The 26199-nt window shown below is 45.8% G+C and carries 22 protein-coding genes; 14 read left to right on the top strand and 8 right to left on the bottom strand.

What is annotated here, in order from left to right; translation table 11 throughout:
• Positions 1 to 11: 11 nt before the first annotated feature.
• From V9W66_RS05730 to V9W66_RS05710, 5 genes are read left to right on the top strand one after another with little or no spacing between them, the layout of a single operon-like run.
• A complete protein-coding gene (locus V9W66_RS05730) occupies positions 12 to 890 on the top strand; it encodes a hypothetical protein (RefSeq protein ID WP_144094773.1) in 879 nt (292 codons plus the stop codon).
• Positions 891 to 917: 27 nt separating this feature from the next.
• Complete coding sequence (locus V9W66_RS05725; RefSeq protein ID WP_144094771.1) at positions 918 to 2114, top strand: CDP-glycerol glycerophosphotransferase family protein; 1197 nt, start codon at positions 918 to 920, stop codon at positions 2112 to 2114.
• Positions 2115 to 2128: 14 nt separating this feature from the next.
• A complete protein-coding gene (locus tag V9W66_RS05720; protein WP_144094769.1) occupies positions 2129 to 3793 on the top strand; it encodes a CDP-glycerol glycerophosphotransferase family protein in 1665 nt (554 codons plus the stop codon).
• A gap of 23 nt (positions 3794 to 3816) precedes the next feature.
• Positions 3817 to 6585 carry a CDP-glycerol glycerophosphotransferase family protein gene (locus tag V9W66_RS05715; RefSeq protein WP_144094766.1) on the top strand — a complete coding sequence of 923 codons (2769 nt, stop codon included), beginning with the start codon at positions 3817 to 3819 and terminating at the stop codon, positions 6583 to 6585.
• A 15-nt stretch (positions 6586 to 6600) separates the two neighbouring features.
• A complete protein-coding gene (locus tag V9W66_RS05710; RefSeq protein WP_144094764.1) occupies positions 6601 to 7686 on the top strand; it encodes an acyltransferase family protein in 1086 nt (361 codons plus the stop codon).
• 110 nt (positions 7687 to 7796) lie between these two features.
• On the opposite strand, the gene V9W66_RS05705 is transcribed toward V9W66_RS05710, so the two are convergent.
• Together V9W66_RS05705 and V9W66_RS05700 are read right to left on the bottom strand one after the other, a co-directional pair.
• On the bottom strand, positions 7797 to 8717 hold the full coding sequence (locus V9W66_RS05705) for a substrate-binding domain-containing protein (RefSeq protein WP_144094762.1): 921 nt from the start codon (positions 8715 to 8717) through the stop codon (positions 7797 to 7799).
• On the bottom strand, positions 8710 to 8922 hold the full coding sequence (locus V9W66_RS05700; RefSeq protein ID WP_144094760.1) for a TOBE domain-containing protein: 213 nt from the start codon (positions 8920 to 8922) through the stop codon (positions 8710 to 8712). Before V9W66_RS05700 ends, V9W66_RS05705 begins: the two co-directional genes overlap by 8 nt.
• A gap of 307 nt (positions 8923 to 9229) precedes the next feature.
• On the opposite strand from V9W66_RS05700, the gene modA reads away from it, so the two are divergent.
• From modA to V9W66_RS05685, 3 genes are all read left to right on the top strand, one after another.
• Positions 9230 to 10096, top strand: coding sequence for a molybdate ABC transporter substrate-binding protein (gene modA, locus V9W66_RS05695; protein WP_144094758.1), 867 nt, complete (start codon positions 9230 to 9232; stop codon positions 10094 to 10096).
• 63 nt (positions 10097 to 10159) lie between these two features.
• On the top strand, positions 10160 to 10855 hold the full coding sequence (gene modB / locus V9W66_RS05690; protein WP_144094756.1) for a molybdate ABC transporter permease subunit: 696 nt from the start codon (positions 10160 to 10162) through the stop codon (positions 10853 to 10855).
• Positions 10855 to 11904, top strand: a complete 1050-nt coding sequence (locus V9W66_RS05685) for a sulfate/molybdate ABC transporter ATP-binding protein (RefSeq protein WP_144094753.1) — start codon at positions 10855 to 10857, stop codon at positions 11902 to 11904. The genes modB and V9W66_RS05685 overlap by 1 nt, the downstream gene beginning before the upstream one ends.
• A gap of 85 nt (positions 11905 to 11989) precedes the next feature.
• Here V9W66_RS05685 and V9W66_RS05680 read toward each other — a convergent pair whose 3' ends face one another.
• Together V9W66_RS05680 and V9W66_RS05675 are read right to left on the bottom strand one after the other, a co-directional pair.
• Entirely contained in the window at positions 11990 to 13078 is a 1089-nt protein-coding gene (locus tag V9W66_RS05680) for a PucR family transcriptional regulator (RefSeq protein WP_144094751.1), read from the bottom strand.
• Positions 13079 to 13182: 104 nt separating this feature from the next.
• On the bottom strand, positions 13183 to 14298 hold the full coding sequence (locus V9W66_RS05675) for an ABC transporter ATP-binding protein (protein ID WP_015527387.1): 1116 nt from the start codon (positions 14296 to 14298) through the stop codon (positions 13183 to 13185).
• 333 nt (positions 14299 to 14631) lie between these two features.
• Here V9W66_RS05675 and V9W66_RS05670 point away from each other — a divergent pair, with 333 nt between their 5' ends.
• The 3 genes from V9W66_RS05670 (at position 14632) to V9W66_RS05660 (ending at position 17778) form a co-directional block, all read left to right on the top strand.
• The gene (locus V9W66_RS05670; protein ID WP_144094749.1) at positions 14632 to 15090 is read left to right on the top strand and encodes a transcriptional repressor; all 459 of its coding nucleotides are present in this window, start codon (positions 14632 to 14634) and stop codon (positions 15088 to 15090) included.
• Positions 15091 to 15346: 256 nt separating this feature from the next.
• Positions 15347 to 15688 carry a DUF6110 family protein gene (locus V9W66_RS05665; RefSeq protein ID WP_110102788.1) on the top strand — a complete coding sequence of 114 codons (342 nt, stop codon included), beginning with the start codon at positions 15347 to 15349 and terminating at the stop codon, positions 15686 to 15688.
• A 14-nt stretch (positions 15689 to 15702) separates the two neighbouring features.
• A complete protein-coding gene (locus tag V9W66_RS05660; RefSeq protein ID WP_144094747.1) occupies positions 15703 to 17778 on the top strand; it encodes a heavy metal translocating P-type ATPase in 2076 nt (691 codons plus the stop codon).
• Between the two features lie 180 nt (positions 17779 to 17958).
• Here V9W66_RS05660 and V9W66_RS05655 read toward each other — a convergent pair whose 3' ends face one another.
• Positions 17959 to 18906: an AraC family transcriptional regulator gene (locus V9W66_RS05655; RefSeq protein WP_144094745.1), complete on the bottom strand. Its 948-nt coding sequence runs from the start codon at positions 18904 to 18906 to the stop codon at positions 17959 to 17961.
• Between the two features lie 260 nt (positions 18907 to 19166).
• Between V9W66_RS05655 and V9W66_RS05650 the strand changes: the two genes are divergently transcribed.
• On the top strand, positions 19167 to 21284 hold the full coding sequence (locus tag V9W66_RS05650) for a glycoside hydrolase family 36 protein (protein WP_144094743.1): 2118 nt from the start codon (positions 19167 to 19169) through the stop codon (positions 21282 to 21284).
• A gap of 140 nt (positions 21285 to 21424) precedes the next feature.
• Here V9W66_RS05650 and V9W66_RS05645 read toward each other — a convergent pair whose 3' ends face one another.
• The gene (locus tag V9W66_RS05645; RefSeq protein WP_144094741.1) at positions 21425 to 22618 is read right to left on the bottom strand and encodes an MFS transporter; all 1194 of its coding nucleotides are present in this window, start codon (positions 22616 to 22618) and stop codon (positions 21425 to 21427) included.
• A 195-nt stretch (positions 22619 to 22813) separates the two neighbouring features.
• Here V9W66_RS05645 and V9W66_RS05640 point away from each other — a divergent pair, with 195 nt between their 5' ends.
• Entirely contained in the window at positions 22814 to 23659 is an 846-nt protein-coding gene (locus tag V9W66_RS05640) for an AraC family transcriptional regulator (RefSeq protein WP_144100514.1), read from the top strand.
• Positions 23660 to 23715: 56 nt separating this feature from the next.
• Entirely contained in the window at positions 23716 to 24207 is a 492-nt protein-coding gene (locus V9W66_RS05635; RefSeq protein WP_243121786.1) for a sugar O-acetyltransferase, read from the top strand.
• Positions 24208 to 24403: 196 nt separating this feature from the next.
• On the opposite strand, the gene V9W66_RS05630 is transcribed toward V9W66_RS05635, so the two are convergent.
• Both V9W66_RS05630 and V9W66_RS05625 read right to left on the bottom strand, forming a co-directional pair.
• Positions 24404 to 24817, bottom strand: coding sequence for a C-GCAxxG-C-C family protein (locus V9W66_RS05630; protein WP_022426236.1), 414 nt, complete (start codon positions 24815 to 24817; stop codon positions 24404 to 24406).
• A gap of 17 nt (positions 24818 to 24834) precedes the next feature.
• On the bottom strand, positions 24835 to 26193 hold the full coding sequence (locus tag V9W66_RS05625) for a M20 family metallopeptidase (protein WP_144094733.1): 1359 nt from the start codon (positions 26191 to 26193) through the stop codon (positions 24835 to 24837).
• Positions 26194 to 26199: the final 6 nt, after the last annotated feature.

Here is a 26199-nt window from a genome sequence, read left to right as displayed (position 1 = left end):
AGGTAATCATTATGAACTATAAGAAGCTTTTGATCGTACTGACAGCAGTGACGGCACTTGGTATGGCCGGATGTGGAAAATCTTCAAAGGAAACAGCAGAAGTGACACCAACACCGGTTCCAACCGCTGCACCTACGGCAGCACCGGCTACATCCACACCACTTCTTACATCTACACCGGCACCGAAGCTGATCGGTGTAAAGACCAGCACCGCAAAATTTGTTTATCTTACCAATAGCACGAAGGGAGAAATCCGTGAAATTTATCTCCGTGCAGCAGGAGGGGAAGAGTGGGGCAAAAATCTGGTTCCTGCAGAGGCTACCATCAAAGCTGCAGAGCAGGTGCAGATGTATTACACCTCGGATTCCGCAAAGAATGCCATCTATGATATGAAGATCGTAGACGGAGACGGAAATGCCTATGAGATCTACAGTGTACAGCTGAGCGATATGGAAAAGGCAAAACTGATGATTGATAACGGAGAAGCATACCTGACCTACACAAGCCTCAGTGAAAAGAGCGAGAAGAGCACCATTGGAAATGTGGAAACGGATAACAGTGTGGCGGACAGCAGTGATTCTGCAGACAGCACAGATGCTTCAGATCTGACAGATAGTTCTTCCGGTATCACGGACACTTCTTCCGACAACAGCGATGGAAGCGATGACAACAGTGATGACGGAAGCGATGACAGCAGTGATGACGGAAGCGATGACAGCAGTGATGATGGAAGCGATGACAGCAGTGATGATGGAAGCGATGACGGCGGCGACTATGTAGATGACAGCAGCAACAGCGGAAGCGGTGACGATTCTCTTGACAACAGTACAGATGACAGCGGAGACGGAGGGATTATCTGGGATGATAACGGAGACTGGTCAGAGGAATAAACCGGGATCCTGTAAGCAGAGGGAAACATGGAACAGACATTTCTTGAAAAACTGAAACGAGTAAAACCGGGGGATCTGCTTCACATCATCAAGTTTATTCTGGCATTTCCCATTGCGATGGTCTACAGATTTTTTCGCAGGGATCTCTGGCTTCTTTGTGATACAGAGAATGAATGCCGGGATAACGGATTCTGGCTGTACAAATATCTGAGAGAAAATACCAGTGAGGATGCCGTGTACGCCATCAACAGAAAATCTCCGGATTATGCCCGGGTAAAAGATCTGGGACCGGTGATCCAGTACGGAAGCTTCCGTCACTGGATCTACTATCTGGCTGCATCAAAAAATATCAGCTCCCAGAAAATGGGAAAACCAAATGCAGCGATCTGCTATGTACTGGAGGTTTACGGAATCCTCCGGAACAAGCGGGCGTTCCTGCAGCATGGGATCATTACGGCAGACCTTAGTTTTCTGTACTATCCGCATACAAAAATGAGCCTTTTTGTTACCAGTACCTATGATGAGTGGAAATATGTCAACGACCGGTACGGTTATCCGGAGGGCTGTGTGCAGGAACTGGGACTTTGCCGTTTTGACCATCTTCATGATATGAAGGTAAAAAAGAACCAGATCCTGATCATGCCGACCTGGCGGATGTATATCCGCAATGAGATCTCAGCTTCTGATCATGAGCTGGAAGCACAGAAATTCATGGAAACCGATTATTACCGTTACTGGGATGCACTGCTTAAGGATGAGAGAATGATCCGCTATATTGAGGAGAATGATCTTCAGATCATCTTTTATCCGCACAGGGAAATGCACCGGTTCCTGAAATATTTTCATGTGGATCATCCGAAAATCACAGTGGCGTCCTGGCCTGAGTACGATGTGCAGACACTGCTTAAAGAGTCCGCAGTGCTGGTGACAGATTTTTCCAGTGTGGCTATGGACTTTGCCTACATGAAAAAGCCATTGGTCTACTACCAGTTTGACAATGAAAAATTCCGGAAAAGTCATCATCAGATCGGGTATTTTGATTTCCGGAAAGATGGCTTCGGTCCGGTATGTGTAACGGAACAGGAGGTAACGGACTGGCTGATCCGTCTGCATGGACAGGGATTTGCCAATGAAGCGATCTATCTGGAAAGACACGGAAAATATTTTGATCTGTGGGATACAAAGAACTGTGAAAGAAATTACAAAGCGATCAAAGAAATGTAACAGGTGGTGAAAAATTGCAGCAGTTAATGGAAGCTCCGGCGGAGATCAGGGTAAAAACCAGAAAATTTTCGCTGACAAAAGGAACCATAAAGATCTGTTTTGAGCTGGAAGGATCCAGGGGAAGGATCCGTTCCCTGAAGCTGAAACAGCGAAATGCAGTGCTGGATACAAGCTTTCCTTTTGAAATGCAGACAGCAAAAAAAGGAAATACGATCGTGTACCATGCACAGATCAATGTAGAACAGTATCCGATGGAAACCGCATTCTGGGATGTGGTGGCATCTGTGGATAAAGAAGGAAAAGGAAATTATGAGGATGCGATCCTGGGAGGCTTAAGTTCAAAGCTTAAACTTAAGCTGATCCTTTTTCCGAGATGGACCAGAACCGGGGATGGGCATATGGTTTATCCCTTTGTCAATGGAGCAAGGCAGTTTACCATCCAATACCGGAAATATGATCCGAAATATGACAGCTATGCATTTATAGCAAAAGAATTTCTTGCATTATTCTGCTATTTTATCCTGAAACCTTACTGGGATCATAAGAAATTATGGCTGATCTGCGAGAAATACTGTACAATGGCACAGGATAACGGCCTCTATTTTTTCCGGTACTGTATGGAGCATGCACCGGAGAAGGACAGAAGTCGGATTTTTTATGTAATAGATAAAAAATGTCCGGATTATCAGGCTGTAAAAGAGTATGATGCCAATGTGATCCAGTTCATGTCATTTAAGTATATGATCTATCTCAGCGCTGCCCAGTACCTGATATCCACCGATGCGATCCGGCATTTTTACATCTGGGATTCGCCCAACAGCATCTACAAGGTTCTGTATCAGGCACGGAAGAACATCGTATTTCTCCAGCATGGTGTGATGGGCTTTAAGCAATGCCACAGGACCTTCCATAAAGGCGGAGGCAATCAGATGGCACTGTTTGTGGTGTCCTCAGGCTATGAGCAGAAGATCATTCATGATTATTTCGGATACGATAATGAAGAGATCATCATCACGGGGCTTTCCAGATGGGATGTGCTGGAGGATAAGTCGGATCCGGCTCATAAAGAGATCCTTCTGATGCCCACATGGAGAAGCTGGCTGGAGGATATCAGCGAGGACCAGTTCCAAAAAAGTGAATACTATCAGCGTTATAAAGCATTTCTGCAGGATGAGCGGCTTAAGACTCTTCTGGAAAAGGAAAATATCACGCTGAACTTTTATATCCATCCGAAATTCCGGGAACATATCCGGAGCTTTCAGGTGGAAGACAGGCATATCCGTCTGATCCCATTTGGGACTATGCCGCTGAATCAGCTTCTGATGAGCTGTCATATGCTGATCACCGATTATTCTTCTGTTTCCTGGGATGTCTACTATCAGGAAAAACCGGTAATATTTTATCCCTTTGATCTGGAAACCTATGAGAAAGTCCAGGGAAGCTATATGGACTACAAAAAAGATGTTTTCGGAGATCTGGCATGGGATCAGAACCAGCTGGTAGATCTTATCGGAGAATATGCGAGGAACGGATTCCGTGAAAAACCGGAATTTTCAGGAAGAAGAGATGAGCTTCTTCCCTACAGGGACAATGACAACAGCAAACGAATCTATGAATATATAGCCAATGCTCAAATACCGGACAAACTGAAAAGAAGGCTGAAAGAGAAAAAATTTTAATGTAAGGATACAAAAGGAGCAATATGAACAGGGAGTATGAATTTTCAGTAGTTGTTTTTGCAAAAGACACCGCAAAGCTTTATAGGACCTTTAAAAATGTACGTGAGGTCACAGCGGAAGGAACGGTACAGATCCTTGCAGTACGCACAGCAGGAGATATGGATATCCCTGATGAACAGGACATGCGGGAACTGGAAGAAGCCGGAGAAAAGGAGAAAGAGCTCAAGGCCGAAGAGCTGGATAAGATCTACGGAGAGTTCAATCCGGAGGATTCCCGTTTCCGGGAGATGCTGGATGACAGGGATCTTATATATATTGACGGACTGGAATGCGGAGATCTTGTGGCGGAGCTGAAGGATAAGGTGGCCGGAAGCTATGTTGTTTTTGCAAAAGCTGGAATCCGTTTTTCCGCAAAATCCAGTGTAGAGGTCAGACGCTGCTTTGAGGAAGAAAACAGAGATGTTGTCATAACAAAGATTCGTGGAAAAGAAAATATCCATGTGCGGGAGCATAATAATTACTGTGACCTTTTCACAGAAAAAACAACGCTGGATAACAATGTATATCTTCTGCATCAGCTGTATGCCGCCTACACATTTGCCGCAGATCAGGTGAAATGGGTATCCGAAATCCGCCCGGAGATCTGGTATCTGGATGTGATGATCATGGTATATCAGTCCGTTGTAAGCTGTCGGAGTCTGGGAGTGACTTCAGGGGAAGATATCTATGTGCAGATATTTGCAGACCATCTTATGGTGGATGAATGGAAGAATATGCTGCAGGATCGCGACCAGCTGGAGGTATTTTATCAGGAATTTTTCCGAAAGATCGCAGACTGCAGAATAAAAGAAAATCCTGTTCATGAAAAAAATGCAGATTACGTGCTGCTGTATTACAGCGCAAAAATAGCTGATATCATATTTGATAACGAGGAGCTTGATGAAGAGAAAAAGTGCAGATATGAGGAAGGCATCGAAAGCTTCCTGAAGCAGATGGAGTTTCCGGAGATCGTGATGTCCAATCCTCATATCAGCAGGGCAAACAAAGTATATCTTCTCCGGAAATATTATCCGGATATATGCAAAAAATTTCCGGATCAGGCAGACACGATCCTGAATCCCATATATGACAATCTCCGTGTCAAGATATTCCAGCCGGAAAAAGACCAGATGCACTGTGAATTTTCCATTGTGGAGCCTGTGAGCAGGACAAACCGTGCATATATGATGACTGGTGGGAATACCTATGAAGCCAGATGGAAATATACACTGGAAAGAACCGGCTGGTGCAGAGAAGAAAGTGCCATTGAGAAGCTGTATATCGTGGACATCCCGCTTTCTGAGATCCGGGAGTTTATCAGCTGGGGCACAGGCACCGATGGACAGGTAAATAAAATGTACAATATTTCCTACGGAAAATATGTGCCATTTACAAAGAAGCTGCCGCTTTTTCTTCATATAGAGGATAAGCTTCTGTATCTTAACGAAAAAGTCAAGACGATCCGTGGAGAGGATCAGGAAGATGCAAAGGTTCTGGGCCATCAGTATGAAGTAACGGTAGAGCCATACAGCCAGAGCAGAGAGAAACAGCTGAAGAAAAAACGCACCAAAGCAATATTTTCCCAGGGAAAGGCCGGAAAAAAGGCAGTTCTCGTGCGTAAGCTCCACGAGATGCAGAAGGCGAAGCAGAAAAAGCAGATCTGGCTGATCTCCGATCGTACAACACGCGGAGATGACAACGGCGAAGTGATGTTCCGCTATCTCTGCGCCAATCCGGACCCTTCGGTGGAGCCGTACTTTGTAGTCAACAAGGATACACAGGATTATGTGGAAATGAAGAAGCTTGGAAAGGTTGTGGAGCCTTTCTCCTGGAAGCATAAGCTTCTGTTCCTGCTGAATGAATTTTCACTGTCCTCCCAGGCTAACAAACCGGTGATCAATCCTTTTGGAAAGCTGGAGTATCTGTACCGCGATATCATCTATGACAAAAAGCTGGTATTTTTGCAGCATGGTGTGACCAAAGACAACCAGTCCAAGTGGCTGAACAAATACAACCGTAATCTTTTCGGATTTATCGTCAGCACAAAGCCGGAATATGATTCTGCCTTTACCTATGACTATTTTTATCCGGAAAAAAATATCTGGCTTACGGGAATGCCGCGTTATGACCGCCTGGTTCATGATGAGCGCAAGTATGTGACGGTGATGCCTACCTGGCGCAAAAGCCTTTCCTCAGGAACCGATGCCAGAGGGGTATGGCAGCTTGGACAAAAATTTCAGGAAAGCGAATATTTCCATTTTTATGATGATCTTCTCAACAACGAAAGACTTCTGGGAGCGGCAGAGAAATACGGATATACCATCTGCTTCATGCCTCACCCAAATACCATTGACGGTCTGCATATGTTCCGTCATGATCCACGGGTAAAATTTATGGATTCGTCTTATTCCTACAAGGACATTTTTGCCCAGACAGATCTGATGATCACGGACTATTCTTCGGTTGCCTTTGATTTTGCATATTTGAGAAAACCCATCGTATACTCCCAGTTTGACAGAGACAGCTTTTTCAGTGGCGCGCATTCCTACACAGAGGGATACTTTGACTATGAGAGAGATGGCTTCGGAGAGGTGGAGCATACACTGGACGGAACTGTGGACCGGATCATCGAATATATAGCAGACAGCTGTCAGATGAAAGAGGAATATCGGAAACGAATGGATGAGACCTTTGCATTTAATGACCGTAACTGTTCCAAACGAGTTTATGAGAGGATCATCGAGAATCGGTAATATGGAGGTTGGATTTTGGAAGGAAAGCAGGCAATAAAGTTCGATAGATATAATTCTCAGATGATAAAGGGTATTGCCATTGTTATGATGCTGTTCCATCATATGTATCTGAGTCAAGAAAGATTTGAGGGGCTGAATGTTGTTTTCACTCCGTTTTCAGCAGATCGGATCATGTATCTGTGCAGAACATTTAAGATCTGTGTACCGATCTATGCATTTATTTCCGGATACGGACTGTATCTCAGTTACAGAAAAAATAATTCTACACCTGGCAAGTGGACAGCCAAAAGACTGATAAAAACAATGGGAGGGTTCTGGATCATATGGGGGCTTTCTGTTGTGATCTTACAGCTTTATAACGGCTATGCCGTGACCAGATATTTCGGAAACGGAAATATTGCCAAAGGTGTTAGCGCAATGGTGCTGGATTTTTTGGGCCTGGCGAAACTTTTCGGAACTTCTACTCTGAACGGAACCTGGTGGTATATGAGCGCGGCGATCATTTTTATCATCTGCGTGCCACTGTTTATGATAAAGGAAGAATATCTGGTATTTATTCTTGTGGCTGTTGCGGCATTTCCACGGACAATTTCCATGAAGGTTATGGGAATTACGGGTATTTATGCATTTTTACCGGTATTTCTCATGGGAATGTGTGTAGCCAAGTATGATCTGTTTAACCGATGGTTTAAGATATGGAATGCTGGAATGAAGCATGTTTTCAAATTTCTTCTGGAGCTTCTTGCGGTGTTTATTTTGTATAAAGCGTACAGAATTTTGCCGCTGACGGTATACAGTGAGATCCACTGGGGTGTGTATCCAATTGTATTTATGGCATTTTGCTGCGAATTTATTAATGTCCTTCCGGGAGTGCGACAGATTTTATTGTTCCTCGGAAAACATTCCATGAATATATTTCTGATACATACATTTATAAGACAATATTCTTTTGTGTATGTGAGTGGATATTTTCTGACCAATACACTGACGCTTCTGCTGGCTTCACTGGCAGTGTCCATAGCGCTGGAATGGCTGAAAAAGGTAAGCGGATACAATCGCCTGATCCAGAACATCTGCGTGAAAGCAGAACAGATTATGTAAAAATATAAAAAATCCTGAATTCTGATAAATATCTTTTTTACCGGACAGAATAGATGTCCGGGCTTCTGATAGATATTAGCATTCAGGATTTTTATTGTGTAGAAACAGGCTCAGATAGAAAATATTTCTCCTGTATGGCTTGTATCATATCCGGTCTGGAGGGACAGGAACCGGCGGAAAGGTTCGGAGGCAATGGTTTCCGCTACGGCCTGAAAGCCGGGGGTGCTCAGATTTTTGGTCTGCATAACCAGGAAGAGTGATTCCTGGCAAACAGGAAGAAAATCCAGCTCCGGAAAGCTTCTCGCTACACAGGCCTCGCCAAGAGCTATGTCTGCCTGTCCGCCAGCCACTGCAGCAGCCGTGGAGTGATCGGTAACAAGCTCATTTCGATATCCGGATATGGAATCCGGTGAAATTTCGGAAGACAGAAGTGTACGGTCAAGAAGGATACGACGGCTGCTTCCTTTTTCGCGGTTCGCAAAAATAATATCTGCCCTTGTAAGATCAGAAAATCCCCGGATATTCTTGGGATTTTCTTTTTTTACATAGAAGCCGACGGGATACTGACACAGAGAGATCACAGTCAGTGGGATACCGGGTATAAGGCTATGGATATCTTCCGGTGAGGCGGATGCACAGGCGATGTGGACTTTTTCAAAATAGAGAGAATACAGTCCGTTGTAGGTGTTCATGTGAGACTGCAGAACCGGCAGATTGTCCGGGTGTGTGGGAAGCTGATTCAGGAGAAGATCCAGAGCCGGAGAAGCCTGTCCGCTGATGATCAGTCCACTGGAATGCAGAAGATAATCCCTTTTCAAAAGAGAACTCTCCGGCTGGTGATCATAAGACTGAGCAGAAGACGCAGAACATTCCGAACCCTTAAGATACTGAGACAGCTGTTCCTCGCTGACCCGCAGCTGTTTGCCGACTTTGGAGGAGGAAAGCTCTCCACGTTTGATCAGGTCATATACTGTGGATTTTTTGATCTTTAGTTTATCTGCAACTTCCTGTGCTGTGTAGACTTTATTCATCGATACCTACCATAACATTGGTTGCCTTAATTACTGCGTAAGCATCAGAGCCGGCTTTCAGTCCAAGTTCTTCCACCGCCGCACAGGAGATGGTAGCAGTAATGATATTTCCACCACCGATATCGATGGAAACGATGGAATTTACAGCTCCCTGGTTGATGTTGATGATTTTTCCTTTTAACTGATTACGTGCACTGAGTTTCATAAGTAATTCTCCTTTTCTTGAATATTGAATGAACCGGATCAGGCAAGTTCTCTGCTTCCGTTGTGCAGAGCAATGAACCTTGTGTGGGATTTGTCCGTATCAGGAGTGCTGCAAGCCACTCATGATAAGAAACGAAGCGGATCGTGAACATCCGCCTGGCTTGTCAACTATGTATTTATGATAGCACTTGTAGAGAAAAACAGCAATGCCTTATAGCTTGACAAGAAACTTTCCTTTCGGTAAAATTAAACAAAACAATTCAAAACTAAACAAAACTGAACGAAACGGAAAAGGATAGAAACAAAAGATGAAGAAAAAAATCTTAGCAGCCCTTACCGCGGGAATTTTAACAGCAGGCCTTATGACCGGAACTGTTTTTGCGGCGGACACAGAAGCGAACGGTGATGAGAACCTGAAGGGAGAGGTTTATGCATTTATTGCTGCCAGCCTCAGCAATTCCATGGAGGAGATCAAGAAGGATTTCAATGAGCTTTATCCGAATGTAACGATCTATTACAGTGCAGACAGCTCAGGTACACTGCAGACACAGATCGAGGAAGGTGCACGCTGTGATCTTTTCTTTTCAGCAGCAGATAAGCAGATGGATGCCCTCACAGAGGAAAAACTGACAAAGGAAGACACCGTTAAGGATCTTCTTGAGAACAAAGTCGTTCTGATCAGACCAAAGGACGGAGAGACAAAGGTAACAGGATTCGAGAATATCACAGACGCTGCGGATATGGCGCTTGCAGGAGAGGATGTTCCGGTGGGACAGTACTCCCGTGAGATCTTTAGCAATCTTGGAATCCTGGATGATGTAAACAAAATGGAGATCAACGAGTGCAAGAATGTAACGGATGTACTTGCAGCAGTCAGTGAAGGAAGCAATGAGGTTGGTGTTGTATATGCGACAGATGCTGCGTCTGTTACTGATAAAGTAGATATCATCGCAGAGGCGCCGGCAGACAGCCTTAAGACGCCGGTTCTTTATCCTGTGGGACTTATCGAGGACAAGGAAGCATCGGAAGACGATACCAGGGCAGCAGAGGCTTTTCTTGATTATGTAGAGTCTGACGCAGCGATCAAGGTATTTGAGGACTATGGATTTACAGCATATGAGGCTGAGGATTCCGAGGATGCCACAGAAGCTTCTGCAGACAGCACATCCAAATGAGTATGATGTAGAAAACCGGCAGTAAATACTGAAACACAGTAAATGCCGGCACAGGAATGGAATATGACAGAATTTTTGAGAGAAATAAACTGGAGTCCTCTGTGGATTTCCTTAAAAACAGGTCTGGCAGCCACAGTGATCGCTTTTTTCCTGGGAATATTCTGTGCCCGGAAGATCATGAAGCTGAAGCCGGGAGCCAGAGCAGTACTGGACGGAATCCTTACTCTTCCGCTGGTACTTCCTCCTACAGTGGCTGGATTTTTTCTGCTACTGATCTTCAGTCTGAAAAGGCCCTTCGGAAGCTTTCTTCTGGATAATTTTGATATTAAGATCGTGCAGACCTGGAAGGGCTGTGTGTCCGCAGCGGCAGTGATCGCATTTCCGCTGATGTACCGCAATGCTCGGGCTGCTTTTGAACAGGTGGATATAAATCTTATCCATGCAGGCCAGACTCTGGGGATGAGCGACAGCCGGATCTTCTGGCGGGTAGTCATGCCTGCGGCAGGACCGGGGATCGCCTCCGGAACAGTGCTGGCATTTGCACGTGCCATCGGAGAATATGGCGCAACCTCCATGCTTGCCGGAAATATCCTTGGAAAAACCAGAACAGTTTCTGTTGCCATTGCATCAGAGACAGCAGCCGGAAACTATGGAACTGCAGGCTTCTGGGTCGTTGTGATCGTGCTGCTCTCTTTTGTGATCGTAGCGCTGATCAATATCGTATCCGGAAAAGGCATGAAAACAAGAAGGTGGATCTGATGGCAGTCAAAGTAAATATCGAAAAAAACTTCCGGGATTTTTCCCTGAAGGTGGATTTTGAAGGCAGTTCGGCAGCCATTGGGCTTCTTGGCGCTTCCGGCAGCGGAAAAAGCATGACCTTACGCTGCATCGCAGGGATTGAAACACCGGATAAGGGAAGGATCGTCATCAATGGAAAAACAGTCTTCGATTCTGAAGCAGGGATCGATCTGAAGCCCCAGAAGCGACGGATCGGATATCTGTTTCAGAATTATGCGCTGTTCCCAACCATGACAGTGGAACAGAACATCCGCTGCGGTTACCGTGGAGAAAAATCCTCCGCCCGGGAGAAGGTGGCAGATCTGATCCGGCGATATCATCTGGAAGGATTGGAGAAGCGCCTGCCTTCGCAGCTTTCCGGCGGACAGCAGCAGAGAGTGGCACTGGCCAGAATGATGATCGGAGAGCCGGAAGCTATTCTTCTGGATGAGCCGTTTTCCGCACTGGACGGTTACCTGAAGGATGTGCTCCAGCGGGAGATGCAGGATTTCCTCAAAGACTATCCGGGAGATATGATCCTTGTGACACACAGCAGAGATGAGGCCTATAAATTCTGCAGGGAGCTTTCCATTGTACATGAAGGCAGGATCCTTGTGACCGGGGAGACAAAGCAGCTGTTTGAGAAACCGGGACTTCTGGAGGCAGCACAGCTTACCGGCTGTAAGAATTTTTCCAGAGCGGAGAGGCTGGGATCTCACGAGATCTATGCGGCGGACTGGAAAATGAAGCTCCATACCGAAGAAAACGTAGATGAGGACATTACTTACGTAGGGATCCGCGGCCACTGGATCCGCCCGGAATCAAAGCCGGGTGAGAATTGTATGGCAGTACGGGTAGACCAATACATAGAAACTACATTTGAACATCAGTATATGATCCGAAATAAAGCGGAAGAGAATGCTGCCGGATTATGGTGGATGCGTCCAAAAAACAGTTTTACGGAGGATCCGGATAAAGATCTTCCGGAATATCTGTATCTTCCACCGGAGCATCTGATGCTGCTGAAATAAAGAAAACCCCGGAAACAGACATTATCTGCTGTTTCCGGGATTTTTTTGTGTTCCAGCATTTTTGATGGATTTTTACGAGCAGAAGCTATTTTCCGTGATTTCCGGAATAGGTGATGTAATCGGACACCATCATGGCAAGCTTGAAGGCCAGTGCATCCTCAAAGGTACGGATATCCAGGCCAAAACGCTTCTGCAGCTTTTCAAAACGGTACACCAGAGTATTCCGGTGCACATAGAGCTGTCTGGAGGTTTCAGAAAGGTTCAGGTTATTTTCAAAGAAAGTCCGGATGATATTGAGAGTCTCGTCGTCAATAGATTCCAGGGATTCTTCTCCGAAGATCTCGCCTACGAACATGTTGCAGACCTGAGTGGGAAGCTGATAGATCAGACGTCCGATGCCCAGACGGTTGTAACCGAAAACGTTTTTGTCAGCATAAAAGATCTTGCCGACCTCCAGAGCAGTGCGGGCTTCCTTGTAGGCATCGGAAAGCTCCATGATATCATCTGCAACATTGCTGTAGGAAACCCAGGCAGAGGTCATGGCCTCTGTATTGAGCATATCCACCAGCATGCAGGCGATACCATCCAGCTCTTCGTAGCTTTCGGTGCTCTGAAGCTCACGTACTACGATGATGCCGGAATCATCCAGTGCAGTGATAAAATCCCGTGTACGGGCAGAAAAGATGTTGCGGATGGTAGCCAGGGCATTTTCGTCCTTGTGCTGTTTGGTTTCCACAAGAAATACCGCACGGCGGGCAGAAGGTGTGATATGAAGACGGGCAGCCTTGTTAAAAGCTTCTACCTGGGAATAGCGGTCCAGGAGAAGATTCTGCATAAAGGAGTTCTTGTCTGTTTTTTCCGTATAGGCAGTGAGGAGACTTTCTACCTGGCAGACAGCAAGCTCTCCGATGGTAGAAGCCTGCTCTCCGGAGCCCCATACGATCAGAAGCATATTGCTTTGAGGTGTGTTGTTCAGCTTGTACAGACTGCAGCTGCGGTTGGAGATGCATAAGGCAGGATCCTCCCGGAACAGAGCAAGCTTTTCAGAAGAAGGAAGTCGACGGTCCCCTGTGGAAATGTATATCTGGTCATTTTCATCCAGAATACAGAAATCAAGACCGCTGATCCGGTTCCAGTCATCCAGACATTTTTGAATTGTTTGCTGTATTTTCATAAAAAGCGTCCTTTCTGATGTGAAATAAAACTAGTGAAATAAAAAGAAACCCCGGGAAATCATATCCCCCGGGGTTACATTCTGTTTTTATGATTCGGCGAGAATTAGTTTGTGATAGTAAGCTCTGTCTCTTTGTCGAAGAAGTGAGCTTTCTCCATATCGAATGCAAATCTGATCGGATCACCGGTCTTAGCTGTTGTACGAGGATCAACTCGTGCTGTAACCTGAGTTCCGTCAACATCGAAGTACAGGAATACTTCAGCACCAAGAAGCTCGTAAACTTTAACTACGGAGTTCATTGGTTTGCTTGGAGATGTCTCAAGGAACATCTGAGAATCATGGATATCCTCAGGACGGATACCAAGAACAACTTTCTTTCCAACATAGCCTTTGTCTTTCAGGACTTTAGCTTTAGCTGCCGGAACGATAACCTCATGCTCACCACCGATCGTAGCAACTACATTGCCGCCTTTCTCGGAGATAACAGCATCAAGGAAGTTCATCTGCGGAGATCCCATGAATCCTGCAACGAAGAGGTTGCCTGGTTTCTGATACAGGTTCTGTGGTGTATCAACCTGCTGAACAACACCGTCTTTCATAACAACGATTCTGGTACCAAGTGTCATAGCCTCTGTCTGGTCATGTGTTACATAGATGATAGTAGCGCCAAGTCTCTGATGGATCTTGGAGATCTCGATACGCATCTGTACACGAAGCTTAGCATCCAGGTTGGAAAGAGGCTCATCCATAAGGAATACCTTAGGATTACGAACGATAGCACGTCCCATAGCAACTCGCTGTCTCTGACCACCGGAAAGAGCCTTCGGTTTACGATCAAGAAGCTTGTCAAGGTCAAGGATTCTTGCTGCTTCACGAACAGCCTTGTCGATCTGGTCCTTCGGAACTTTACGAAGTTTAAGTCCGAATGCCATGTTATCATAAACGGTCATATGAGGATATAGAGCGTAGTTCTGGAATACCATTGCGATATCACGGTCCTTAGGCTCAACATCGTTCATGACTTTGTCACCGATCTTAAGTGTACCACCGCTGATCTCCTCAAGACCTGCGATCATACGAAGTGTTGTAGATTTTCCACATCCGGATGGTCCTACGAAGATGATGAATTCTTTGTCTTCGATCTCCAGGTTGAAATCTTTAACTGCCTGGAAGCCGTTCGGATAAGTTTTATTAATGTGAGATAATGATAAACTTGCCATTGTTATTTCCCTCCAAAATTAATATATTGTTTTTTCGTAATTTCCTTTGCTGGTTAACAGTATATCGAAAATGAAGGAAAAGGGCTAGAGCTGAATCGTACAAAGTTTCCGGCAGTTTCTTGTTATTCTGACGAAAAAACGAAAGGGGATTTTTCGTCATTTTGTCAAAACGACGGTTTCCTATGTACAGGTTCACGAAACATTATACGGTATTCAGGCAGAATTCTCAATATGTAAAAAAAAGTTCAAATGAGTTATTTACAACTAACCTAAGTTGGAGTATACTAACTTATTAGATAAAAGAAAAGTTTTTTCAATAAAGGAGGGATCAAAATGCATATTGCAGAAGCCGAAACAGAAGAGAAAAAAACAGGATGCTACCGACATACAGAAATGCAGAGGGATCTTATTATAGAGAAACTGAAAGAGAGGGGCCTCCGCATCACCAGACAGAGAAAGATCCTTCTGGATATTATCCTGGAGGGAGAGTGCTCCTGCTGTAAGGAAATCTATTACAGGGCTTCCGCACTGGATCCGAAGATCGGTGTGGCCACAGTATATCGTATGGTCAATACGCTGGAATCCATCGGTGCTATCAGCCGAAAGAATATGTATCGCGTGGCATGCAGCACAAAAGGCGCCTGCACAGTAGAACTGGATGATGATACGATATGCCATCTGTCCGGACAGAAGCTTAATGAAGTGATCCTTGCAGGACTTCGGGCCTGCGGGGAGATCAGTGAACAGAATATCCGTACCCTGGCGCTGCTGCCTGTTCATGAGGCCGGGTGAGCATGGAAAAGCTATGGCACAATATAATAGGAAAGAAGAGGTTTGTACAGACTAAGAATTAGGCAGATTAAACTATTAGTAAAAATTAACTGTTAGGCAAAAATAATTGAAAAATTAATGAATTGTGTTAAATTCACACAAAAAGCACTGGACTTTTTTTTACAGACATTTTATAATAATGAAAATATCGGGGCGGACATGAAAAAATCCTCACCGGGAATCAAAAAAATAAAAATATATCAGGAGGATACTTATTATGGCAGACTTTAAATTCAAAAAATCAGGACTTTTTGCAGCAGGCGTTCTTTTCGGAACAGCAGGAATCAAGATCCTCACAAGCAAGGATGCGAAGAAGCTTTACACAGGATGTACAGCAGCCGTTTTAAGAGCTAAGGACTGCATCATGAAAACAGCTACGAATCTGCAGGAAAATGCTGAAGATATTTACGCTGAAGCTAAGGAGATCAATGAGGAAAGAGCAGCAGCTGAAGAGGCTGTAGAGGATGTTGAGACAGAAGCAGAGGAAACTGCAGATGAGGATGCATTCAAAGAAACAGCAGAAGAGACAGAAGAAGCAGCAGAAGAGACAGCTGAGTAAAGAGGCGATTTTCCGTGAAATTTTATATCAAACATGAGACAAGAGGCCGGCTTCGTATCCATCTTGCTCAGAAGAGGATGAGCTACGGGCAGGCAGATACGCTGTTGTATTATCTCGAGAATCTTGATGGAGTGGTTTCTGCCAAGGTATACGAGAGAACCTGTGACGCAGTTGTAAATTATCGGGGCAGCAGAGCTGCGGTTATCCGTGGTATCAGCGAATTTCATTATCAGGATGTAGAGGTTCCTTCACAGGTGCTGCAGAGCTCAGGGAGAGCACTGAATGCAGAATATCAGGAGAAGCTGATCTTCAAGGTGATCTGCCATTACGGAAGAAGGCTTTTTCTGCCATATCCGCTGAATGCCATTTATACAACAGCTACTTCCCTGAAATATATCTGGAAGGGAATCGATACACTTCTTCACCGTAAGATCGAGGTGCCGGTCCTGGATGCCACTGCAATTGGAGTGTCTGTATTACGTCAGGACTTCGGTACTGCAGGCTCCATCATGTTCCTGCTTGGGATCGGAGAGATCCTGGAAGAGTGGACGCATAAGAAATCCGTAGGTGATCTTGCAAGAACCATGTCCCTGAATGTTGGCAGGGTATGGCTGAAGAGAGAGGATCAGGAGATCCTGGTAGAGTCCGGAGAGGTCCAGCCGGGAGATGAGGTTGTTGTACGTATGGGTAACGTAATTCCTTTTGACGGAAGTGTTACAGATGGAGAGGCTATGGTCAACCAGGCTTCTCTTACCGGTGAGTCTGTACCTGTATGCAAGAAAGAGGGCAGCGTTGCCTATGCAGGCACTGTTGTGGAGGAAGGTGAGATCACCATCCGCGTAAAGACGGTAGGTGGTTCCAGCCGCTATGACAAGATCGTTACCATGATCGAGGAGTCTGAGAAGCTGAAATCTTCTCTGGAGGGAAAGGCAGAGCATCTGGCAGATAAGCTGGTTCCCTATACTCTTGGAGGAACAGCACTTACATATCTCCTTACCAGAAATGCCAACAAGGCTCTTGCGATCCTGATGGTGGATTTCTCCTGCGCGCTTAAGCTTGCAATGCCGATCTCTGTATTGTCTGCGATCCGTGAGGCCGGTACACATAAGGCTACAGTTAAGGGCGGTAAATATTTGGAAGCAATGGCTGAGGCAGATACCATCGTATTTGATAAGACAGGAACTCTGACAAAGGCTAAGCCAACCGTTGTGGATGTGGTTCCTTTTGACAACAATGATCCGGAGGAGATGCTGCGTATCGCCGCATGTCTGGAGGAGCATTTTCCACACTCCATGGCCAAGGCCGTTGTCAGTGCTGCCAGGAAGAAGCATCTGGCCCATGAGGAGATGCATTCAAAGGTTGAATATGTAGTAGCGCATGGAATTTCCACTACGATCGAAGACCATAAGGCCGTGATCGGAAGCTATCACTTTGTATTTGAAGATGAGAAATGTCTGATCCCGGAGGATGGCCAGGAGAAATTCGACAATATTCCGGAAGAGTATTCCCATCTGTATCTTGCCATTGACGGACGTCTTGCAGCCGTGATCTGTATTGAAGATCCTCTTCGTGAGGAGGCGAAAGCTTCTGTAGAAGCACTGCGCGGGGCAGGGATTTCCAAGATCGTTATGATGACAGGGGACAGTGAGCGTACAGCAGCAGCCATTGCCAGACGTGTGGGAGTGGACGAATATTATTCCGAGGTACTTCCGGAGGATAAGGCCAACTTCATAGAAAAAGAAAAGGCAGCCGGAAGAAAGGTTATCATGGTAGGTGACGGAATCAATGATTCTCCGGCACTTTCCGCAGCCAATGTCGGTATCGCCATCAGTGATGGTGCTGAAATTGCCAGGGAGATCGCAGATATTACTGTAGGTGCAGATGATCTTCAGGAGCTTGTTGTTCTGAAAGAGATCAGCAATGCACTGATGAAGCGTATCAGACGCAATTACCGTTTTATTATTACCTTTAACGCAGGTCTTATCGCCTGTGGCGTTGCAGGTATCCTGCAGCCGACTTCATCCGCACTTCTGCATAATACCTCCACACTGGCGATCAGCCTGAAGAGTATGCAGAATCTGCTTCCATAGAAAAGTTTTAACCGAATCAAGTAAGTTCCCTGCAGGATTGCGAATATCCGCTTGACAATAAATATAAAAAGCCGGCCAGGTTATCGAAGAGATATGAGCTTCGTACCTGGCCGTTTTTTTAGGCTGCTCAGACGTGGATCGCAGGTATCAGCCTGAAGGTGTAGGTGTATGAAGTAAGTTTTATTCCTGAGGAAAGGGTTCGCTTTCCAACATCAGTCCGTCAGTCATATGATAGCGTTTCTTTTGGGTATCCGAACGGAGAGGCCGGGTATGAAGGCTTCGGTACCTGGAGGGGCTCATATGATAAAATTTTTCGAAGGTATGTGCAAAATGCTGCCGGCTGTTGTATCCGGAAGAAAAGGCAATATCCGTAATGTGCAGAGTACTGTTGCACAGAAGAAAGGAGGCCTGTTCCATACGCTTGCGGTTGATATAGGTATTGATGGTGCAGCCGTTTTTTTCTGTAAAGAGCGCCTGCAGGTAGGATTTGTTGATCCCTGCATATGCGGAGATGGCAGGAATATCAATGTCTTCCAGATAATGCTCGTCAATATAGCGGAGCGCTTTTTTCAGATAGCCGATTCGATGGGGGCTCCGGCTGGAGCGGGCGCAGAATGCAAGCTCTGTAAGCATGCGGCTGAAAAGAAGAAAGAAGAGAAATTCTTCCTTTTGTATCTGACCGGAATTTTGTTGTAAAAAGGTGAGCAGATCCTTCAGGCTGTATCCGAAGCTGCGGGAATCCGCGCCGGAGCAGAAGCCCTGGGAGGCTTCCAGAAAATTCCAGAACCGGGAAAATCCGGGATCCTTTTTCAGGAGAAGCTCCAGAGCAACCGGACTTTTTTCGGGAGTAAGGGAAAATTCCAGATTCAGGATCGAGCAGGGAAAACCATCCGGAATCTCCAGCCTGTGAGGTACATCCGGCCGGATAAAGATAAACTGTCCGGATTTCAGTGGGAATTCCGTGTCCTGTGTGCCATCCAGGCAGAAAACCCGGCAGGAACCGGAGGTGATATACATGATCTCATAGCTGGAATGTGTGTGATGCTCCATATGATAATAAGGCAGGGAGAGAGCATAAAAAGCAGAAATATGGAAATATCGGGAAGAGTCCTGGAAAATATCTGGCATGAAAAAACCTCCTGAGTATGCTGCGAAGCGGAATGTAAATATTTCAGCTGTAAATTGCTAGTCGGACAGATGCAGATATTCGATTAAATCGCCCTACATGTCTGACTGACTGTACTCTTTACTGTCAGCAAACAGTATATCACGCAAAAATAAATACGACAATATATTGCATTTTTATATTCAGGGGATGATACCTGTCACCTTATAAAAAAACAGATACTATACTGTGATCAGAATCAGAAAAACGGAGGGTATTTTCTATGAGCTATAAAAATGAAAACATGAAAATGATCGAATTACATGAGAATGGCCTGGATATCCAGTTTCGTATCCGGGAAAACGGCGTGGTAGAGCTGGCAGATTTTTCTTCACAGGAAGTAAAAAAAGCAGTCATGGAGCCGAAGGAGGATATCTGTTATCCGGCTGTTGAGATCCACAGAAGCGGCACAGGAAGCTTAAACATGCATGCCTACAAAAACAACATCAATCAGTCCTCTGTGGATTTTGTTTATGAGAACCATGAGCTGAAGGCACAGGCCGGTGGAAAAGAGCTGGAGATCGTAATGATTTCCCCGGAAAAGCTGAAGGCAGTATATCATATGCGCCTGTTTGACGGAGTGCCGGCAGTACAGACCTGGACAGAGATCATCAACGAGGGAAGCGAGGATCAGGGGCTGACCTATGTTTCTTCTTTTATGTATCAGGGAATCTCCAGAGGCGGCGAGAAGCCTTATTATAAAAAAACAGATATCTATGTGCCGTTTAACAGCTGGTGCTGTGAGGCACAGTGGCAGAAATACGATGCAGAAACGCTGAATTTAAACGGAATGGTCGTAGATGGCTTCAATCATCAGGGATATGGCCTGAACCGTTATTGTTACAGTGGAAAGGGCACCTGGTCTACCTGTGAGTATCTTCCCATGGGAATTGCCGAGGACAGAGAAACAGGGGAGACGTATATTTTCCAGATTGAAAGCTCCGGACAGTGGCTGGCAGAATATGGCTCTGCACAGGGCGGAAATCTGTATCTTGCCTTAAGCGGCGCCACAGAGCAGGAGCATGGCTGGTATAAGAATCTGAAACCGGGAGAAAGCTTTACAACCGTTCCGGCAGGGGCAGCTGTTGTAAAAGGTGGCCTGAATCCGGCAGCAGCGGCACTGACCAGATATCGGAGAAAAGTACGCAGACCGAATACGGACGATGAGAAGCTGAACGTGGTATTTAATGATTACATGAACTGCCTGATGGGAGACCCTACAACGGAGCGGGAGCTTTCCATCATTGACAAGGCAGCAGAGCTCGGATGCGAATATTACTGCCTGGATGCAGGCTGGTATGACGACGGATTCTGGTGGGACCGTGTCGGGGAATGGAAAGAAGCATCCGGAAGATTCCCCAATGGTCTGAAAGAAGTCTGCGATCATGCACACAGTAAAGGCCTGAAAATGGGATTCTGGCTGGAAATCGAGGTTATGGGAGTTGCCTGCGAGCTGGCAAACAAGCTTCCGGATGACTGGTTTGTCTGCCGTCATGGAAAACGCCACATTGACAATAAACGCTATATGCTGGATTTCCGCAATCCGGAGGTACGGAAATATTGCCGTGATGTAGTAGACAGGCTGATCAATGATTACGGTGTAGAGTACTTTAAAGTGGACTATAACGTAACCATGGGATATGGAAGTGATCTGAACAGTGACAGCTGTGCAGATGCCATCCGTGAGCATTATGAATGTCTTCACCAGTGGTATGAGGAAATCTTCCGGGATCATCCGGAGCTTGTTGTGGAGAACTGCGGTTCCGGCGGACAGCGTATGGATTATGGTATGCTGAAGATCTTAAGCCTGCAGTCTACCAGTGATCAGACAGATTATCTCTACAATGCCAATATCGCTGCCAATGTAGCCAGTGCGGTAACTCCGGAGCAGGGTGGTATGTGGGTATATCCGTATGAGGATGAAGAAGAGCATGTGATCTACAATGTAGTAAATGGTATGCTTCTTCGCCCATATATCAGCGGTATGGTATGGAAGCTGGGCGAAAATTCCATGAACCGTATGAAGGAGGGAATCTCCCTGTATAAGGAGATCCGTGAGGAAGTCCGTGACGGCGTGCCGTTCTTCCCGCTTGGTTTTGGAACTCTGAAATCTGAAGTTCTTGCTTACGGAGTGAAAGCAGAGAAGAATACCTATCTTTCGGTATGGACACCGGGAACAACAGAAGCAGTGATCCCGCTGGAAAATGCAGAGCAGGTCCGCAGAGTATCTGTGATCTATCCGAAGGAAGAGATGTGCGGATATAAGATCGAAAATGGAAATCTTGTAGTGAAGACGCCACAGGAAAAAGCGGCCAGGCTGTTTAAAATCGAGATGAAATAGAAAACAGGAAAGACCGGTTTATAGGACTGAAAGAATATAAAAAATAAAACCATATCAGTAACAGAAGAATATTGAGAGAATAAAATACAGTCAGGAATATCAGATATAAGATCTGGATAATTTCCTGGCTGTATTTTTATTTACCGGATATCCGCACCAGGCTTCATGATCTGAAGCAGGATCATCGCACAGATGAACGCTCCGATGCCGGGAACTGCACCGCCGATCCCTACAAAACGAAGTCCGGCATATTTTACGATCACTCCACCTATGGCAGAACCGGCTGCAATACCGAAGTTAAAGAAAACCGAGATCAAAGAAGATGCCAGGTTTACACAGGCAGGATGCTCTCTGGTAGCGATCTTCAAAAAATGCATCTGAAGTGGTGAGTTCAGAAGATACATCACAACACCGAGGATAAACAGTACCAGTCCTCCGCTTATCAGATTATGGGTGGCAATAGGCAGAAGCAGCAGACATACAGTTTGGATGACGTAGATCAGGGGCAGCATGCGGATGCCGGTTTTGTTTGCCACTTGACCGGAGCTTACATTGCTGGTGATCGCTGCAATACCGAAGATCAGAAGCGCAAGGCTCAGCATGGAATCCGGAATATGAAGCTCCTGCTGGAAAATCGGTGTCAGATAAGTGTAGAAACAGTAAGTGGAGGCACCTGCCAGGAAAACGATGGCACAACCAATGGAGATCCTTTTGTCCAGAAAAAGCTTAAACTGTTCCAGAATACTTCCGGCCTTCAGCCGGTTCTGCCGCGGCAGCTTCACAAACAGAAGCGCCAGCAGAGCCAGGGATGCCACGAAGATCGTGATAAAAGCCGCACGCCAGCCAAAAGTTTGCGTGATAGTGGAAGCGATAGGCACACCCACAACAGAAGCAACGCTGAAGCCTGAAAAGACACCTGCGATCACACCTGGGATATGCTCCGGGATGGAAGCAACATCTTCCGCATAAGTCATGGAGATGGAGACCACAGTGCCGGAAACCACAGCCGTAAGAATACGGAACACCAGAAATACCATGTAATTGACAGCAATGGCACAGATCAGGTTGCAGAGTGCAAACAGTGAGATTCCCAACATGGTAATACGAAAACGGTTGTATTTTCCCACATAGGCAGCCAGAAACGGAGTGCCAAGGCCATAGGCAAAGGCAAACAGAGATACAATGCTTCCGGCCTGAGTTAGTGAAATTCCGAATCCGTCCGCAATTTCCGGCAGGATACCGATCACAGTATATTCACTGGTACCCAGGAAAAAGCTGAGCATGATCAGGCCTACAACAGCCGGATTAAAAAATCGAGATTTGGATGATGACATGATAATAAGTCCTCCCTGAAAAAATAAAGAGTAAGTTTCTGCATCAGAGAAAATTTTTTCAATGAGAAATCTTCTTCAACGAAAAATCTTCTTCAATGCGGTAAAAGAATATCACAATTTACACTATGTTTCTTGTTTACAGCTGTCAGATTTTTGTAGTATATTGATATCAGAAAGTGGGGAGGAGAAGAGAAGATGGAAATACCGGTATTTGGAAAAGAACAGTATCCGCTGAACAGAGAGTCCGGACTTTCCTATACGATTTCGGATATTTACAAGCATGTGCCAATACATACTCATACTCATTATGAACTTTTTATTATTTCAGAGGGTACGGCCTATCATATGATCAATGATTCCGTACAGACAGTAAGAAAGGGGGATCTGTTTTTTATACGCCCCAATGATATGCACAGCTATAACTTTTATCATTCGGAGAATTTCTGCGTCCGGAATCTGGGCTTTTCTACCCAGGTGCTCCGAAATGTTTCCCTGTTTCTGGAGCAGGAGGAAAAGATGGATAAACTGATAAATGGTGAGATGCCTGCCTATGTACATCTGGAAGGGGGAAATTTTCGCAAGGTTCTGGATGCAATGGATACTGCGGGAAAGTTGGTAAACAGTAGCCATCCTCGGCACGCAAGATATCATGCACAGTGTGTCATTGCACTTCTTCTGGAGGATTATTTCTTCACTTATGATGAAAAGGATCCCTGGAATCAGATGCCTTCCTGGTTGTCAGAGCTTCTCTTAAATATGTCAAAGATTGAAAATCTCCAGGAAGGCTACGAAAAAATGTGCGAGTTGGCTCCCTGCTCTCCAAGCCATCTCTGCAGGCTACTGAAACAGATCTGTGGGAAAACGCCTACCCAGTATATCAACCAGGAGCGTCTGAAATATGCAGTTTATCTTCTGGCACAGACAGACCGGGAGATCCTGGATATCTGTGAGTGCTGCGGATTTTCCAATGTGAGCCACTTTTATCATCTGTTTCGGGAGCAGTTTGGAGTGTCACCGGCGAAATTCCGGAAGACGATATGAATGAGATGAGTTGGAAGGGGACAGAACAAAAAATGCCCTTTGAACCGGAAAAAGGTATGGAGTGTCTGGAGCGTGCAGGAATCAAACATAAGAAAAATGTATATTTTGAGCCGCCGTTCCACTGCGAATACGGAAGCCATATCGAAGTCGGAGAGAATTTTTATGCCAACACTCACTGTGTGATGCTGGATGTAGGAAAGATCACCATAGGAGATAACGTAATGTTTGGACCAAATGTAAGTATTTACACAGCCGGACACCCCATCCATCCGGAGAGCCGGAATTCTGCATTTGAGTACGGAATTCCGGTTACGATCGGGGATAATGTGTGGATCGGCGGAAGCTGCTGTGTCCTTCCGGGGGTAAAGATCGGAAACAACGTTGTGATCGGTGCGGGAAGCGTGGTGACAAAAGACATTCCGGACAATGTATGTGCAGCCGGGAATCCCTGCCGTGTGATCCGTGAAATCACAGATGCGGACAAGCCATATTACTTTAAAGACCGTAAGTTTGACGAAGAGGCGTGGGCAAAAATAAATGGAAAATAAAAGAGCCCCGGTATTTTTACCAGAAAGCTCATCAGTCTGGATGAATTTGTAAAGATTCCGGCTGTGTACCTGAATTATAAGAAATACAGATGGGTGAAGGAGCTGACAGTGAAAAGCGAATAGGAACAGAAAACAGCAGAGCTGTATGTCCCGGGATTACAGGGAATATACAATTCTGCTGTTTTATTTTATGAGATTATCTGTTTTCCGCAAGATATTCTTCTGTAAGAGCAACCGCATCTGTGATACACTGCGGGCAGCTGCAGAGAACCTTGCCTGTCTCCACACCTTTTAATTCACGGCAGATACAGGAGCCGTTTTTTTCTTTGAATTTCTGGATATAGGTGCGGAGCTTTTTGTAAGTGTCACCTTTGGAGCCGGAACCTTCTTCGGTATTTCCGCGGCTGTTGGAAAGTCCGATGATCATAGCCATACCGGAAAGAGCACCGCACATTTCCATGACACCCATTCCAAGGCCGAAGCCCTCGGCAATACGGAACATCTCGTTTTCATCGATGCCAAATTCCTGGCAGAAAGAACAGGCAACTGCCTGTGCACAGTTACAGCCATTCTCGTGTAATTTTGTAGCGTGTTCAGCTTTTGTACTCATGTCTTGTCCTCCTGATTTCAGATCGCAAGCATATTTTTGATCGCTTCCATATAGATCAGTACCGCTTCTTCCATGCCGGAGACCAGGATAAATTCATCGGCTCCGTGGATACGGTAGTCAATTCCCTCTTTTTCAGGTCCGAAGGCTATGATATTTTTGAGGGATTTTGCGTAAGTGCCGCCTCCGATGACCATTGGTTTGTGTTCGGTATCGCCGGTCACATCTGTGTAAGCTTTGTAAAGAGCATTTACCAGCGGAGATTCTCTTGGGAAGAATAACGGGGCAACAACCTTTGTGATCTCAATACGACCGTTTTTATCTTCCAGTCTGTCTTGGCACATTTTGCGGATATCGGTCTCATTAAGAGTTACCGGAACACGGATATCGATGGTACAGGAAATGACACCGTTTTCTGTTTTTACGATTCCGTTGCATAACGTCAGATCGCCGTATTCATCTGCAAATTTCAGACCAATGCCGGAGCCGTCACATGCAGTGCCGATATGGGAGTTATAGAATTCCACAAAGTCATCTTCAAAGCCTGCTTTTGCCAGACATTCAAAGGTTACTCCTGCAGCATTGACACCGAGATGGGGAGTGCTGGCATGAGCCGGAATACCTTTGGCGTAGATGGTGAGCTCACCATTTTCTTCGGTTACCTTATATTCCTGGAGCTTCGTCCGGGAAAGTGCGGATTCCAGCTTTTCCTTCAGACCGTCCTCATCGGGAACAATGGTTGTACAGGTGTCACACATTGCATTGGATACAAAACCGCCGTTCATGGAGATGATCCGGGTGTTTTTTGAGCAGGCGATCATGGCAAGCTGACCTTTTTCACCGTGGATACACGGGAAGCTGGCATCCGGTGTGAAACCGCAGGAAAGCTCTTCGGCTACCTGATTGTAGTGATCCATACATTTGGAACCTGTTTCCTCGTTGCAGCCCATGATCAGGCGGACTCTTTTGTTCAGCTTCACGCCGTGGTCGCGGAGAAGCTTCATGGCATAGAGCGCTTCCAGGATAGGGCCTTTGTCATCAGTGGTCCCGCGGCCGTATACATGATCGTCTTCACGGGTAAGGCGGAACGGATCGTAGGTCCAGTCTCCGCCTACAGGAACGATATCCAGATGACCGGCGATGCCGACGATCTCATCGCCCTCACCCATTTCGGCATAACCGCAGTAGTTATCCAGGTTTACGGTTTTAAAGCCAAGTTCTTCGGCAATCTTCAGTCCCTCTTCCAGGGCTTTTGCAGGGCCCTCACCAAATGGCTTTCCCTCGGAAGGGGTACCGAGCTGGGAGTCAATGGCAACCAGTCTGCCAAGATTTGTGAGCATTTCTTCTGATAATGCGTGGATTTCCTCTTTAATATCCATATTGAT

The sequence above is a fragment of the Blautia massiliensis (ex Durand et al. 2017) genome (genome assembly GCF_051861785.1).
Classification (GTDB): Bacteria; Bacillota; Clostridia; order Lachnospirales; family Lachnospiraceae; genus Blautia_A; species Blautia_A luti_A.
The sequence above is the reverse complement of the archived record's forward strand: the minus strand, read 5'-3'. Positions and strand labels throughout refer to the sequence as shown.